At 62.9% G+C, this 14,159-nt stretch carries 13 protein-coding genes; 8 read left to right on the plus strand and 5 right to left on the minus strand.

Annotation, left to right across the window (positions count from 1 at the left end; translation table 11 throughout):
• From AB4Z48_RS33950 to AB4Z48_RS33970, 5 genes are all read left to right on the plus strand, one after another.
• Positions 1–1,376 (plus strand): cell wall hydrolase (locus tag AB4Z48_RS33950; protein WP_441622192.1); only part of this gene is annotated, 1,376 nt, incomplete at its 5' end.
• The gene (locus AB4Z48_RS33955) at positions 1,348–1,947 is read left to right on the plus strand and encodes a hypothetical protein (RefSeq protein ID WP_441622194.1); all 600 of its coding nucleotides are present in this window, start codon (positions 1,348–1,350) and stop codon (positions 1,945–1,947) included. The genes AB4Z48_RS33950 and AB4Z48_RS33955, both read left to right, overlap by 29 nt.
• 125 nt (positions 1,948–2,072) lie before the next feature.
• Positions 2,073–2,525 (plus strand): lysozyme inhibitor LprI family protein, encoded by a 453-nt coding sequence (locus tag AB4Z48_RS33960; protein WP_441622196.1) that lies wholly within the window; start codon positions 2,073–2,075, stop codon positions 2,523–2,525.
• A gap of 111 nt (positions 2,526–2,636) precedes the next feature.
• The gene (locus AB4Z48_RS33965) at positions 2,637–3,233 is read left to right on the plus strand and encodes a hypothetical protein (protein ID WP_441622198.1); all 597 of its coding nucleotides are present in this window, start codon (positions 2,637–2,639) and stop codon (positions 3,231–3,233) included.
• A 373-nt stretch (positions 3,234–3,606) separates the two neighbouring features.
• Positions 3,607–4,764: a DUF1176 domain-containing protein gene (locus AB4Z48_RS33970; RefSeq protein ID WP_441622199.1), complete on the plus strand. Its 1,158-nt coding sequence runs from the start codon at positions 3,607–3,609 to the stop codon at positions 4,762–4,764.
• Positions 4,765–4,978: 214 nt separating this feature from the next.
• Here AB4Z48_RS33970 and AB4Z48_RS33975 read toward each other — a convergent pair whose 3' ends face one another.
• Positions 4,979–6,106 (minus strand): acyl-CoA dehydrogenase family protein, encoded by a 1,128-nt coding sequence (locus AB4Z48_RS33975; RefSeq protein WP_441622201.1) that lies wholly within the window; start codon positions 6,104–6,106, stop codon positions 4,979–4,981.
• Between the two features lie 29 nt (positions 6,107–6,135).
• A complete protein-coding gene (locus AB4Z48_RS33980) occupies positions 6,136–7,338 on the minus strand; it encodes an acyl-CoA dehydrogenase family protein (protein WP_441622203.1) in 1,203 nt (400 codons plus the stop codon).
• A gap of 348 nt (positions 7,339–7,686) precedes the next feature.
• On the opposite strand from AB4Z48_RS33980, the gene AB4Z48_RS33985 reads away from it, so the two are divergent.
• The 3 genes from AB4Z48_RS33985 to AB4Z48_RS33995 all read left to right on the plus strand — a co-directional run bounded on the left by AB4Z48_RS33985 (position 7,687) and on the right by AB4Z48_RS33995 (position 11,352).
• A complete protein-coding gene (locus AB4Z48_RS33985) occupies positions 7,687–8,667 on the plus strand; it encodes a Bug family tripartite tricarboxylate transporter substrate binding protein (RefSeq protein ID WP_441622205.1) in 981 nt (326 codons plus the stop codon).
• A 75-nt stretch (positions 8,668–8,742) separates the two neighbouring features.
• On the plus strand, positions 8,743–10,296 hold the full coding sequence (locus AB4Z48_RS33990) for a class I adenylate-forming enzyme family protein (RefSeq protein WP_441622207.1): 1,554 nt from the start codon (positions 8,743–8,745) through the stop codon (positions 10,294–10,296).
• Between the two features lie 93 nt (positions 10,297–10,389).
• Complete coding sequence (locus AB4Z48_RS33995) at positions 10,390–11,352, plus strand: Bug family tripartite tricarboxylate transporter substrate binding protein (protein ID WP_441622209.1); 963 nt, start codon at positions 10,390–10,392, stop codon at positions 11,350–11,352.
• Between the two features lie 202 nt (positions 11,353–11,554).
• On the opposite strand, the gene AB4Z48_RS34000 is transcribed toward AB4Z48_RS33995, so the two are convergent.
• From AB4Z48_RS34000 to AB4Z48_RS34010, 3 genes are all read right to left on the minus strand, one after another.
• Positions 11,555–12,007 (minus strand): MaoC family dehydratase, encoded by a 453-nt coding sequence (locus AB4Z48_RS34000; protein WP_441622269.1) that lies wholly within the window; start codon positions 12,005–12,007, stop codon positions 11,555–11,557.
• Positions 12,008–12,115: 108 nt separating this feature from the next.
• A complete protein-coding gene (locus AB4Z48_RS34005; protein WP_441622211.1) occupies positions 12,116–13,159 on the minus strand; it encodes a tripartite tricarboxylate transporter substrate binding protein in 1,044 nt (347 codons plus the stop codon).
• Positions 13,156–14,142 (minus strand): tripartite tricarboxylate transporter substrate binding protein, encoded by a 987-nt coding sequence (locus tag AB4Z48_RS34010; RefSeq protein WP_441622213.1) that lies wholly within the window; start codon positions 14,140–14,142, stop codon positions 13,156–13,158. The genes AB4Z48_RS34005 and AB4Z48_RS34010 overlap by 4 nt, the downstream gene beginning before the upstream one ends.
• Between the last annotated feature and the right edge of the window lie 17 nt (positions 14,143–14,159).

The raw sequence follows: 14,159 nt of genomic DNA on the forward strand, positions 1-14,159 counted from the left end.
GCAACGGCGTGCCGTATGCGGCGAGGGATATTGTCCGACCGCCCAAACAGGGCACCGTTGGAAAGCCGGGCGCCACGCTCTATCGGGGCATCCTGGTGGCTGCGGCTGCCGGTGCCCCCGTGTGGATCACCAGAGCGGCCTATGACGCAATGCCGACCTTGGGCAAAGGCGATCGAGGCAAGCTACTGGTGGCCGATCTGGAACTGGGCTGGCCGGTTTTTCCCCTGACGTTTGTCGCCAACGGTCCCATCAACGGCCCGTATCCCCAGCGCTTCGACATTGCAACACTGACGCAGTCCAGGCCAGCCGCGCCGGATCCCACTAAGCTACCCACCGCCTTCGCACTGGACGAAACCGGCAAGCGCTGGTGGCGGGTGCAGATCAGCGACGACACCACCACCGCTATCGGCTGGGCTGGGGAAGTGGGCCATACCGGCATCACCCTGCATTCACCGCATGAGTGGGTGGACTTCAAGCTCGTCGAATCCAAGCCAACGGGCGAAGGCTACGGCAACATCTTCACCACCGCGGCCCAAATGGCTGCGTTCCAGGGCGGCGAGCTGGCGCTCACCGATGCGCAACTCGACGGCCCCATGCGCGAGGTCTTCGCCAGCCTCGATACCATCCCCGATCACCGACTGACCCTGGGGGAACTGCGGGCTGCCCAGCGCAGCCGCGGCAAGCTCGGCGAACTGTCGCGATTGATCATTCGCTATCCAAGCGAATGGAAGGCCGACCCGGCGAGCTGGGATGCCTGGGACAAGAACGTGCCGCCCACGGCCCGGGCCGCCTGGCAAAGCGAGAAGGCGCGGATTGCCAAACTGGTGTGGTGGGATGCTGTGGCGGGGAAGGTGGAGGGTTTTCCTGTTGATTCGTTTGTGTTTCATGTTCATCCGGTGGCCCTGGCCGCAAATTTCAATGTCCTGGAATATGAGGAATTTCTGTATCTGGCGATGACTCTCTATGGTGAAGCAAGGGGGCAGAACTACACATCCAAAGTGGCCGTTGCCTGGATTATTAGAAATAGATTGGAGGCTGGGCGGTGGGGAGATACCTATAAATCTGTCGTAACTGCAGAATACCAATTCACATGCTGGAATGAGAAAATTGATCCTGATAACTACAAAGCAATACATAGCCCAACGGGGGACGCTTGGAAGGATTGTCGCAAAGCTGCGATGCAAGTTATGACCGCACCCGATTCAGATAATATTTTCCCGGGAGCAACCAATTATTATAGCCCTAGGTCTCAGGCCGCTCTACACGAAGTGAAGCCGAGCGTATACCCCAGTGTGCCTCCATTTGCAGTACAAGAAAAGAGGATTCCGAATCCGCCAGGAGTCAGCGATGAAGATTACCGGTTCTATAGGCCGTAAAGCTTTATCATTTTTTTCTTGCCTGATTTTTGCCATGCCGGCTGATGGTCAGTCACTGACAGAAACAACGAATCTTCAGCCCGGCGACACTCAGATAAAGACCATTTGTTCGAATAACAAGGGATATCTCCGGTGCGACATATACCGCACTGGCAAGCGAGGGGAAAAAAAGCTATTTGATTATCCTGCGGCGCCGGCTGGGATTTCACTCGTAAAGGGAGTGTTTGTAATATTGTTTCCATGTGGGACGCAATGTTCTGCCACCTATTTCTATAGTCAAGACAAGGGGTTGGCCGGGCCTTTTCCACTGGTGGAAGCCTATGACTTGGAGTTTGGCATGGCACTGAGTATTTCGGTAAACCCGCTTCCAATATATCAAATCTATCCCAGTAGGAAGAATCCAGTAATCAGATACATTCGACTGGACCTGCCGCGAGAACTGGCCGACGTTCCAGGCGCAATTAGGGATGTAAGGCTTGAAAATCACAGTTTTATTATCACCTATGTCGATCGTCACGGAGTTGTTGTCACGCTCTCTTATCCGGTGCCACGAGCTAATAGCACTGATTAATTCTATGAGGTGGGGCGAACGTTTGCGCACGCAGGCGTCTCAGGCAGCGACGATGTGGCGCCGCGAAAATTACATCGTCTACTGCTCGTTGGCTTTGTGCATTCCACTACCGCAAATGTAATGCCATGATTTTTTCGTTAGAAAATCAGATTAAATATATTTTTTATTTAATTGTATCTGTATTTTTTCCTGGCGTGCAGGCTAGCGATCTCGACTGCGTTTCACCGAGGTACAGTGCCGATATTTACAAGTGTTCAGCTATAAGTTACGCCAAAGCTAACTTGAATCTCGATTCGTCGTATAAGTCACTTATTAAAAGATTGAGGAGGCAATATGAAAGAGAACCCAATCTCTTCAGGGAAACAAAGAATAAAGTAATTGCCTCCCAAGAAACTTGGAGAAAAATAAAATATTTGGACTGCGAAATGGAAGTTATGCAGATAGAGAATAAGTCGGAGGCGTTTGAGACTACGCGTAATAACTGCCTCGCGAGGCTATCTGAGCTTAGGGCAATGTATCTGAAGACTATCTCTCCAGACTGGCCACCAGAGCAAGGTAACGCTGCAAGCAGAAAGTAGATTATGGAATACAAGTACCTGTCGGTACGTTTAATTATTCGTTACTAACATCGATCGAAGGCGAGTCGCGGCTCGTAGGTCTTTTATGGAAATAAATCAGGGGGTCGAACCATGCAACAAAAACTGGAATGCAAAACTAAATATTTCTCACGGTTGGTGACGAAATCACTGGTGATAATTAAATTTTTTTATATATCGTCTTTTTCGTTCTCACAGACCAGCTTTGCTTCTCAGAAAATCGAAGCCGTCCATGCGAATAGCATAAAGAATGGGTGTTCTGTGATATTTCAAGAAACGGCACCTTCTATGTCTGAGTCCGTATCGGAAGCGGTTTCAGGAAATATTGATGCCGGGTGGTCGTGTGAGGACGGCACAGCCGTTATTATTGACACCTATGAAAAGGAGGGAGGGCCTCCGGAAATACTATCATCTTTCATTAGAGCTGATAAATGTATTGTGGTGTTGGTGAGGTGGAATATTAACTCTCGTGCCTCATCTTTTAATGGGGATATGTATAGGGTATTTATTTATCGTTATGGTGAAAATATTGCGGGAGACCCTTTTTTTGTTCGAAGGGAGCTTCTTGGCGAGAATAAGGTAGGCTGGGATGGAGTCAAAAATGGAAGGCGTGTGAAATTCTCTCTTAATACAGAAAATAAAATAAACAAGGAGTTGGACAACGGAGGGAAATTGATCGACTGCAGGTGATTTGGTAAGTGCCTGATGTGCCCATCGTGGAAGCCTATGGCTTGGAATTCGGAGTGGCATTGGAAATATCGAAAAATCCGCTCCCAATATATCAAATCTATCCAGGTAGAAAAAATTCAGTAATCGGTTCGATTCGACTGAACTTGCCGCGAGAATTGGTTAATGTTCCGGGCGCAATTATCGATGTGAGACTGGATAACCATAAATTTATTATAAGTTATGTCGATCGCCACGGAGATGCGGTCACGTTCGTTTATCCAGTACGGAGAACTGATAAATCGGACTAACTGAATTACACGAGGCGGAAAATAGATTTTTTCTGCGCCAGGTCATCTCAGATAGCAAATGTAAGTTCCTCTAATGGTGTGTGACTGTGAAACTACCTCATCGCCTACTGCTCGTCGGCCCACTGGCCTTACACGCCATTCTGGCGGCTGCTGCGGATCCTGCTGCCTACCGGCCGTTTTTCAAGGACTACAAAGACTGGACACTGGCCTGCGACAACGGTAAGCGCTGCTACGCCGACCACTATGGGGACGGCGCCACTGTACCGACCTTGCTCGTCAGGCTGTGGCGCGATGCCGGTCCTGATGGCCGCACCACTTTGCAGATTGACTCGCGAACCCCTATCGCTTTCGACGAACTGCGCCTGGATGATCGCCCGTTTAACTCGACTTCTACCGCATGGACGTCGTCGGCGGCGATATCCGACGACGACGGGCACTATTCCTACCGTTTGAGGACACGTGATAGCGCAACTATCGCGGCTTGGGTGAGCGCCGCGCGCAACGCGCAGACGATGAGTTTCGGTGAACCCGCCAATGACTATGTCCCGGAGGTGTCGCTTGCTGGTTTGAGCGCGGCCTTGTTGGCCATGGACGATGCACAAGGTCGACTGGGCACTGTTACTGCGCTGCTGCGCAGGGGCGGCGCTCCGGCCGGCGCCGTACCCAATGCCCCATCGCTGCCGCGGATTCCCGCTCCTGCCAAACCAGTGCCGGCACTGTCCAAGGCAGAACAACGCAAGTTGATCCGGGCCGCGTCTTCCCGGTTCGCGGACGACGTCCGCGCTTGCGCACACAACCACGGTGACGAAGACATCCGCGCTGCCCGTGCGCGCGCGAATAGCGCCGTGGCCCTCACGGCAAACGAAGCGCTGGTGGCGCTGGCTTGCCAGGTGGACAGCGCTTACAACCATACTCAGCTCTGGTACCGCGTCGAGCGCAAAGCCCCTTATGTCGGCCGGAGTATGGACTTCAGCAAGATCGCCGCCAGTAGAGAGCTGGACACAATAAGCAGGCCAGAGGGGTTCACTGGCAGATCGAACGAATTGCTTGAGAGCGACTACATTCCCTTGCGGAGCGAACTATGGAGCTTGTTTCGAGTACGGGGCCTGGGCGACTGCGGCATCTTGACCCGATGGATTTTCGACGGCGCTCGCTTCCATCTGACCGAGATCCGGGGGCAAGGGGTATGCAACGGTCTATGGAGCGAATGGTGGCCCACGCTGTATCGCTCGCAACCTCAATGATTATTCCCAGTGAGGATCATCCAGATTCTGGCGGCTGAATGACCGTTGGGGAGAGCGATCGGGAGAGCCATCTTATTCGGTATCCGAAGTCCCCGACCGAAGGCGATAGCAACTGGCCGGAGGACTGAACTGGCGCATGCAGACCGGCCCGCCCGGCAGAGCAAAAAGACACGCATTGCCGAGCGAGCGCAGGCGCAAGCGCCGATTGCTCAACCTACCCCACCATCACCTCCCCATACCGCTGCACATGAAAATCGCTATCCCCCAGCAGCGGGTCGATCATCGTCAGCCGCTTGAAGTAATCCCCAACCTCAAGTTCATCCGTCATCCCCATCCCGCCATGTAGTTGCACCGCCTGCTGGCCGACGAAGCGGCCGGCCTTGGCGACCACCACCTTGGCGCCGCTGAGCATGCGGCGGCGCTGCGCGGGATCGGTTTCGTCGAGCGCTTGCGCGGCGACATAGGCCATCGACAACGCCAGTTCCTTCTGCACCAGCATGTCGGCCATGCGGTGCTGCAGGGCCTGGAACGCGGCGAGCGGCTTGCCGAACTGCTGGCGCGTGCGCAGGTATTCGCCGGTGATCTCGATCAGCCTTTCCATCGCGCCGGCGGCTTCGGCGCATAGCGCGGCGATGCCGTGGTCGATGCCGTGCGTGAGCGCGGCCAGGCCGTTGCCTTCGCTGCCTACCAGCGCATCGGCGCCGACCGTGGCGTTCTGCAGCGTGAGGTCGGCGGCGCGCAGGCCGTCCATGGTGGGGTAGCCGCGCACGGTCAGGCCGGGCGCGTCCTTCGGCACCAGGAAGAGCGACAGTTCGTTGCTGCCGGCGATGCGCGCGCTGACCAGGAAGGCATCGGCGGCTTCGCCGTGCCAGGCGAGTGTCTTGGTGCCGTTGAGCTGGTAGCCGTCGCCCTTGCGCTCGGCGGCCGCGCGCGCGCTTTCGGGGCGGTAGCGGGTGGTGGGCTCCAGGTAGGCGAGGGTGACGATGCGCTCGCCGCTGGCGATGGCGGGTAGCCATTCTTCCTTCTGCGCCGCGCTGCCGTAGGCTGCCAGCACGGCGGTGGAGATGACCGCGGCGGGCGTGACCGGCTCGAGCACCAGGCCGCGGCCGAGTTCGCGCTGCACCACCAGCTGGCTGGCTGCGCTTTCGCCGAAGCCGCCGTACTCGGCTGGCACGGTCAGGCCGAGCACGCCCATCTCGGCCAGTTGGGCCCAGGTGGCACGGTCGAGGCTGGCGCCGTCGCGCGCGCTGGCGCGGCGCTTGGCGAAGGTGTATTCGGTATCGATGAAGCGGCGCAGGCTGTCCGCCAGCATCTGCTGCTCTTCGCTGTAATTGAAGTCCATGGCTGTGCTTGTTCCTTCTGTCCCGGCGTTCAGAAACCCAGGATCATCTTGGAGATGATGTTCTTCTGTACTTCGGTGGCGCCGCCGTAGATGGAGGTCTTGCGCATGTCGAAGTACGTGGAGGCGGCGGGCGCGGCCCAGTCCGGTGCGTGCTGCGGCATGTCCGCAGGCGTCTCGCCCGCTTCGAGCCAGCGAGGCGAGTACGGCCACGCGCTGGGGCCGGCCACTTCCATCTGCAGCATGGCCAGGTCCTGCTGGATTTCGGAGCCGCGGATCTTGACGATGGAGGCCTCGGGGCCGGGCTGGCCGGCGGACTGCGTGGCCACGCGCAGCAGCAGCATTTCCAGCGCCATGATGTCCATCTCGATGCGGGCGATCTTGTCGCGCATGCGCACGTCGTCGATCAGCGGCCGGCCGGCGCCGTCGGTGGACTGCGCCGCGTAGTGCTTGAGCTGGCGCAGTTCGCGGTTGCAGTGGCCGATGCCGGCGATGCCGGTGCGCTCGTGGCCGAGCAGGTACTTGGCGTAGGTCCAGCCGCGGTTCTCTTCGCCGAGCAGGTTGGCGGCCGGCACTTCCACGTCCTCGAACCACACTTCGTTGACGTCGTGGCCGCCGTCGAGCGTGACGATGGGGCGAACCGTCACGCCCGGCGTCTTCATGTCGATCAGCAGCATGGAGATGCCTTCCTGCGGCTTGACCTCGGAGTCGGTGCGCACCAGGCAGAAGATCCAGTCGGCGAAATGCGCCATCGTGGTCCAGGTCTTCTGGCCGTTGACGATGTAGCGGTCTCCCTTGCGCACGGCGCGCGTCTTGAGCGAAGCCAGGTCGGAGCCGGAGCCGGGCTCGGAATAGCCCTGGCACCAGAAGTCTTCCACCGTGGGGATGCGCGGCAGGAAGCGTTCCTGGTGCTCGGGGCTGGCGTACTTCATCAGCACCGGGCCGATCATGGTGAGGCCGAACGGCAGCAGGCGCGGCGCGCCGGCGCGGAAGGTCTCGATCTCGAAGATCAGGCGCTGCAGCGGGGTCCAGCCGGTGCCGCCCCATTGCCTGGGCCAGGTCGGCGCGCCCCAGCCTTGCGCGTGCAGCACGCGGTGCCAGCGCACGTAGTCGTCTTTCTCCACGCGCTGGTGCGCCAGCACCTTGTCGCGGATATCCGCCGGCAGGCTGGCCTGCACGAAACTCCGAACCTCTTCGCGGAACGATTGCTCCGCGGCGTTGAAACGCAAATCCATCTGCTTGTCCCCTCGGTTGGGAAGGCCGGCCGCGGGCCGCGCGCACATGCGCCACGGACCACGGTCGCCTCCGCGATACGGTGCTCCGATTCTATGGGGGGCAGGGGATTCGCTGGTTCCGCAATGGCAAAGCCGCTCTTCGGCCTGCCGGAAGCGTTCGGCCGCGCCGGGCCGCGCGCCGCCAAGGGTTTGCACCAGGGCGCGCACCTCCTGCGTCATGCCGGCGCTGCTCCCCGCCGTCCCGAACACGGCCTTAAACAAATCCAAATGGCGCCCCTGCGGCGCCTGACTCACACTGGCGCTGTTCCATCGCAGCAACATCACAATTAACGCCGAGGAGACAGGCGAATGTCACGCTGGACCACACGTTGCACCAGGCTGCTCGCGCTCTGCGGCTTGCTGGCGGCCACCGCAAGCGCGTTCGCGGCTTATCCGGACAAGCCGGTGCGCCTGGTCGTGCCCTTCCCGCCGGGCGGCGCCACCGACCTGCTGGCACGCGAGGTCAGCCATGCGCTGTCGGTGCGGCTGGGCCAGCCGGTGGTGATCGAGAACCGCCCCGGCGCGGGCGGCAATATCGCCGCGGTGTCGGTGGCGCGCGCGCCGGCCGACGGCTATACGCTGTTTTTCGGCACGTTCGGTTCGCTGGCCGTGAACAAGAGCCTGTACGACAAGCCGGGCTACGACCCGCTCAAGGATTTTGCGCCGGTAGCCTCGGTGGCCTACCTGCCCAATGTGCTGGTGGTGCATCCGTCGGTGCCCGCGCGCAACGTGGCCGAACTGATCGCGCTGGCCAAGCGCGAGCCCGGCAAGCTGAGCTACGGCTCGTTCGGCAACGGCTCGTCCTCGCACCTGGCGGGCGAGCTGTTTACCCACATGGCGGGCGTGCGCATCGACCACGTGCCGTACAAGGGCAGCGCCCCGGCCATGACCGACCTGATCGGCGGGCGCCTGACCATGATGTTCGACAGCATTTCCACCGCGCTGCCCTATGTGCGCGACGGCCGCGTGCGCGCGCTCGGCGTGACCACCGCGAAACCTTCGGACCAGTTGCCGGGCGTGCCAACGCTGGCCGCCGCGGGCGTGCCCGGCTACGAGCTGACCGCCTGGTTCGGCGTGGCCGCGCCGGCCAATACGCCGCCGGCCGTGGTCGACCGCCTCAACGCCGAGATCGTGGCCGCGCTGGCGCAGCCCGAGCTGGCCGCGCGCCTCGCGGCGCAGGGCACGGTGCCGTTTCCGTCCACGCCGGCGCAGTTCGGCTCATATATGCGCAGTCAGTACCAGAAGTGGGATGGCCTGATCAAGTCGGCCGGCATCCACCTCGACCAATAAGCTTGTCCGCAGCCGGTGTCCTTCGGGCACCGGCTTCCCTTTCGTCAGCTTCATCCGCATTACATCGCCCGCATCATGTCTTCCTTCCGCCCCGAGTTCATCCACGACATCCCGAAACACTGGGCCGAGCGCTCGCCTGATTCGCCCTGCCTGTACGAGAGCGACGGGATCCTGAGCTATGGCGCGCTGTGGCAGCGCATCGCCACCGCGCGCGACTGGCTGGCCGCGCAGGGCGTGGGCCAGGGCGACCGCGTGATGGTGGTGGGCGAGAACTGCACCGAGATGGTGGTGATGCTGTTTGCCTGCAGCGCGCTGCACGCGTGGCCGATCCAGGTCAACGCGCGGCTTTCCCCGCGCGAGATCGACGGCATCCGTGACCATGCCGAGCCGCTGCTGACCTTCTTCACCAACCACGTGTCCGACGTAGCAGCCGCGCACGCCGCACGGCTCGGCGCGCAGCCCTCGGACTGCGCCGCGCTCGATCCGCGCTTCGCCGTGCTGCGCGCCGCGCGGGCGCCGCAGCGCGTGGATGCCGCACAGGCGCGCGACATCGCCACGCTGATCTACACTTCCGGCACCACCGGCGCCCCCAAGGGCGTGATGGTGCCGCATGCCGGCCTCACCATCTTCGCGCGCATCTCGGCGACCTCGCGCGACCTGGGCCCGGACGATATCGCCTATGGCGCGCTGCCGCTGTCGCACATCTTCGGCATTGCCACGGTGCTGATGGCCACGCTCTACGCCGGCGCCAGCCTGGTGATGCGCCCGCGCTTCGACGCGGCCGACGTGTTCACGGCGCTGGAGTCGCCCGGCCTCACCATGCTGCAGGGCGTGCCGACCATGTTCACGCGCATCATGGCGCTGGCGCGCGAGTCGTCGGCCAGGACCGGCAAGAACGGCGCCACCGCGTTCCCGCGCCTGCGCTACCTCTATACCGGCGGTGCGCCGCTGGACCCCACCCTCAAGAGCGACACCGAGGCGTGGTTCGGCCAGCCGCTGCACCACGGCTACGGCATCACCGAGTACGCCGGCTCCTTGTTCATCACGCGCAAGGATGCACCGCGCACCGACTGCTCGGCCGGCTATATCGTCGAGGGCGTGGAGATCGCCATCACCAGCGAGCAGGGCCAGCCGATGCCCCCCGGCGAGCGTGGCCAGATCCGCGTGCGCGGTCCCGGCGTGATGCGCGGCTACTTCCGCAACGAAGAACAGACCGCGGAGGCGCTGTTGCCGGGCGGCTGGCTCAATACCGGCGATCTTGGCTTCCTCGCTCCGGATGGCGCGCTGTTCATCGTCGGCCGTTCGAAGGACCTGATCATCCGCTCGGGCTTCAATGTGTATCCGATCGAGGTGGAGTCCGTCATCAATGCCTTCCCCGGCGTGCGCCAGTCCGCCGTGGTCGGGCGCCAGGCGGCCGACGGCAACGAAGACGTGGTGGCCTTCATCGAAACCCAGCCCGGTGCCCGCATCGACATGCCCGCGCTGGAAGCCTACCTGCGCGAAAGCCTGGCGCCGTACAAGCGCCCCGCGCAGATCCGCGTGATCGAAACCATCCCCACCACCGCCAGCGGCAAGTTGCTCAAGCAGCCGCTGCGCGCGCTGGTGGATGGCAGCGCCGCGGCTGCCTGACGCCCGGCAGCGCTTCGCCACGGGTCGAAGCGCACGTGTACCGGAGCGCGCATGGCGCGGCCCGGCGACAAACACAATAAGGAGGAGATGCAAATGAAACGATGGATGATGGCCGGCCTGCTGCTGGCCGCGGTGCAAGGCGCCGCATGGGCCGACGCCTACCCGGCGCGCCCGGTGAAGCTGATCGTGGGCTACGCGCCTGGCGGCCCGGTCGATACCGCTGCGCGCATCTATGCCGATTACCTGGGCCGCGCGCTCAAGCAGCCGGTGGTGGTGGACAACCGCGCCGGCGCCAGCGGCGCCATCGCCGCCGACCTGACGGCCCGGGCGGCGCCGGACGGCTATACGCTGTACTTCGTGGCCAGCCCCACCATGACCATGACGCCGCTGATCCAGAAGTCGGTGAACTTCAACCCGACCAAGGACTTCAGCTACATCGGCCTGATCACCGACTACACCAACGTCCTGCTGATCAACAAGGAATTCCCCGCCAAGGACGTGGGCGAACTGGTGGACTATGCGCGCAAGCACCCGGACGGCGTCAGCTTCGGCTCGGCCGGCGTGGGCGCGTCCAATCACCTGTCGGCCGAGCTGCTGGCGCAGATGGGCGGCGTAAAGATGCTGCACGTGCCGTACAAGGGCAATTCGCCGGCCATGGCCGACGTGGTCGGTGGCAAGGTGACCTTCATGTTCGACATCACCGGCACCGCCATCGGTCACATCCAGGGCGGCAAGGTGCGCGCGCTGGCGGTGACGTCCAAGGGCCGCAACGCCGCGCTGCCCAATGTGCCAACCATGATCGAGTCCGGCATGAAGAACTACGATCTCACCGGCTGGTACGCGCTGGTGGGCCCGCAGAAGCTGCCCGCCGACGTGGTGGACAAGCTGGTCAAGGCGCAGAAGGCGATCGGTGACGATCGCGCGTTCCAGCAGCGCATGACGCAGGGCGGATACGACCTGAACATCACCGGTCCCAAGCCGCTGGCCGACCGCATCCAGAAGGAACTGGCCTTGTGGGGCGGGGTGGTCAAGACGGCGAAGATCCAGGTGGAATGACGATGCGCTGAGTGCGCAGGCTTCGCAGGTAGAAATCGCGGCTCGCACGGGCCGCGATTTTTTTTTGCCGACAGGGCTCGTATTGGAGAAGGGGCGAAAGGGGGAAGGGACGAAGGGGCGAAGGTGGCGAACCTTGGCTCCCCGCTCCCGCAAGCGGGAGAAGGGTGCAAGCATGCGGGCGGCTACGCGCCACCCGGCACGATCAACCCGCCGGCGCCCGCTTGCGCAACAGATAGCGCTGCGTGCCGTCCAGCACCAGCACGCCATGCTGGTTGTGCACGGTGGAGCGCAGCGTCAGCACGCCGGTGCTCCGGTTGGGAGCCAGCTCGGCGACCTCCAGCGTGCTGTACAAGGTATCCCCCACGAAGACCGGATGCAGGAAGCGGCTGCTCTGGTCGATGAAGCCCTTGAGCGACTCCTCCACCATATGCGGAAACAAGCCGGCGCCGGCCGCCGTCTGGATCAGCACCTGGTAGCCGTGCGCCAGCATGTGCGGCATGCCGTGCGCGCGGCAGTACTCGGCATCGTAGTGCACCGGGTGGTTGTCTCCGCTGGCGAGCTGGAAGGCTGCGAAGAGGGCCTCGGTCATGGTGCGCGAAGGCAGCACGAAGCGTTCGCCGGGGACGAAGTCCTCGAAGTAGCGCTGTTCGCACATGCGGTGGCTGCGCGGATCGAATGGCGTGTCGGAGGTGATGCTGGTGCTGCCGGTGCCTTTGGCAGCGGCATCGGCATCGGCGCGCGCGCCGGGATTCATGGACATGGTTCAGGGTTCCTGGATATGGGCGGCTTGTGCCACCTTGCGCCATTTGGCGAGTTCCGTTTCGAGGTGCCCGGCGAGCGCTTGCGGGCTGGGGTCGGCTTCAAGCAGCAGGCCCATCTCGTAGGCGCGCTGGCGCAGTTGCGGGTCGGCCAGCGCCGCGCGCAGCGCGCGGTTGAGTTGTTCCACCCGCGCCGGCGGCGTGCCGGCGGGGACGAAGGCGCCATTCCATGTGTAGGCTTCGTAGCCGGGCACGGCTTCGGCCACGGCCGGAACGCCCGGGGTCTGGGGCAGGCGTGCCTTCATGGTGGTGGCGATCAGTCGCACCGTGCCGGCCTTGGCCTGGGCGAGACCGGTAGGGGCGCTGTCGATCATGTAGCCGATCTGGCCGCCGATCAGGTCGGTCATGGCCGGACCCGTGCCCCGATAGGGCACGTGGGTGGTTTGCAGGCCGGCCATCTGGTCCAGCAGCACGGACGCAAGGTGGGGCGCGCTGCCATTGCCGGCCGAGCCGTAGTTCACCATGCCGGGATGCTGCTTCACGTAGGCGACGAATTCCGCCAGGTTGCGCGCCGGGAATGCCTGCGTGACCAGCAGCACCAGGGGCGCCCTCGCGGCCAGTCCCACCGGCGTGAAGTCCCGCGTGGTGCGGTACGGCAGGTGCGGCACGATGCTGTCGTTGACGGCGTGCGCCACCGTGGTCAGCAGCACCGTGTAGCCATCCGGCCTGGCCTTCGCCACATAGTCCGTGCCTACCACGGTGCCCGCGCCGGTACGATTTTCCACCACCATCGGCTTGCCGAGCTTCTGACCCCAATGCTCGGCGAGCACGCGGGCGAAGGCGTCGGTGGGACCGCCCGCGGCATAGGGCACGACCAGGCGCAACGGCTGGGTGGGGAAGTCTTGCTGCCCCCAGGCGGTGCCGGCCGGCGCCAGGCCAAGCGCCGGCGCGGCCAGCGCGCAGAGCGCGGCGAGGCATTTGCGGCGCAGTGGCCGGGCCGCCGCAGTCGCTGCGCAACGAGGTTGTGTCGGGTGTCTGCGCATAGTCATTCTGCCTTGATGCCAAGTCGCTCGACCAGCGCCTTTTCCTGCGCGATCTGCTGCATGGCAAAGCGTGTGTAGCCGGCACTGTCCAGGTACATCAGGTCCTGGTCCTGCTGCTTGAGCGCGGCGAGGTGCAGCGGGTCTTCGGCCGCGCGGCGCAGCGCGTCCTGCAGGATGCGCACCACCTGGGGGTCCATTCCCTTCGGGCCGGCCACGCCATAGGGCGAGTTGGAGACCATGTCGTAGCCGAGCTCGCGCAGCGTGGGCGCGTCCGGCCAGCGTGGCGAGCGTTGCGCGGTCCACAGGTTGAGCCAGCGCAGCTTGCCGGCATCGACCAGGGTGCCGGCGGCACTGCCTGCCGCGCAGAGCTGTACATGGTTCCCCATGAGTGAGTTGAGGCAGTCGGCATCGCCCTTGAACGGCACGTGGTTGACCGTGAGGTTCTCCCTGGTCGTCAGCTCGATCATGGTGATGTGCGGCGAGCTGAACTGGCCGGGCGAGCCGTAGCTGACGTTGCCCGGGCGGGCCCGCGCGGCAGCGAGGAAATCAGGCCAGCTCTTCCATGGCGAGTCGGCACGCACCACCACGCCGAAGGTGTAGCCGGTGATGCGGGACAGGTAGGTGAAATCGCGCGCCGGATCGAAGGCGGTCTTCTGGATGAAGGGCTGGCGGAACACCGTCACCGGCATCATCGACAAGGTGTAGCCATCCGGCCTGGCCTGGCGCAGCGCGAGCGCGCCCATGGTGCCGGCCCCGCCGGGCTTGTTTTCCACCACCACGCTCTGGCCCAGCGATTTCTGCAGCGCCGCGGCGAACTGGCGCACCACCACGTCGGTGGTGCCGCCCGGCGCGTAGGGCACGATCAGGGTGACCGGGCGGGTGGGGTAGCTGGGACTCTGCTGCGCCTGCGCGGCGGTGACCCCGCACAGGGCAACGATGGCGTGAACGGCGGCGCAGGCGATGCGCCGGCCGCTGCGGAATGCGTGCATGGGAAGTCTCCTTTGTT

The organism is Cupriavidus sp. 2TAF22 (assembly GCF_052115045.1).
Classification (GTDB): Bacteria; Pseudomonadota; Gammaproteobacteria; order Burkholderiales; family Burkholderiaceae; genus Cupriavidus.

Coding starts and splice junctions, on each gene's coding strand:
- AB4Z48_RS33955 (WP_441622194.1), top strand. CDS start 1,348: ATGAAGATTACCGGTTCTATAGGCCGTAAAGCTTTATCATTTTTTTCT.
- AB4Z48_RS33960 (WP_441622196.1), top strand. CDS start 2,073: ATGATTTTTTCGTTAGAAAATCAGATTAAATATATTTTTTATTTAATT.
- AB4Z48_RS33965 (WP_441622198.1), top strand. CDS start 2,637: ATGCAACAAAAACTGGAATGCAAAACTAAATATTTCTCACGGTTGGTG.
- AB4Z48_RS33975 (WP_441622201.1), bottom strand. CDS start 6,106: ATGGACTTCAATTACAGCGAAGAGCAGCAGATGCTGGCGGACAGCCTG.
- AB4Z48_RS33980 (WP_441622203.1), bottom strand. CDS start 7,338: ATGGATTTGCGTTTCAACGCCGCGGAGCAATCGTTCCGCGAAGAGGTT.
- AB4Z48_RS33985 (WP_441622205.1), top strand. CDS start 7,687: ATGTCACGCTGGACCACACGTTGCACCAGGCTGCTCGCGCTCTGCGGC.
- AB4Z48_RS33990 (WP_441622207.1), top strand. CDS start 8,743: ATGTCTTCCTTCCGCCCCGAGTTCATCCACGACATCCCGAAACACTGG.
- AB4Z48_RS33995 (WP_441622209.1), top strand. CDS start 10,390: ATGAAACGATGGATGATGGCCGGCCTGCTGCTGGCCGCGGTGCAAGGC.
- AB4Z48_RS34000 (WP_441622269.1), bottom strand. CDS start 12,007: ATGTGCGAACAGCGCTACTTCGAGGACTTCGTCCCCGGCGAACGCTTC.
- AB4Z48_RS34005 (WP_441622211.1), bottom strand. CDS start 13,159: ATGACTATGCGCAGACACCCGACACAACCTCGTTGCGCAGCGACTGCG.
- AB4Z48_RS34010 (WP_441622213.1), bottom strand. CDS start 14,142: ATGCACGCATTCCGCAGCGGCCGGCGCATCGCCTGCGCCGCCGTTCAC.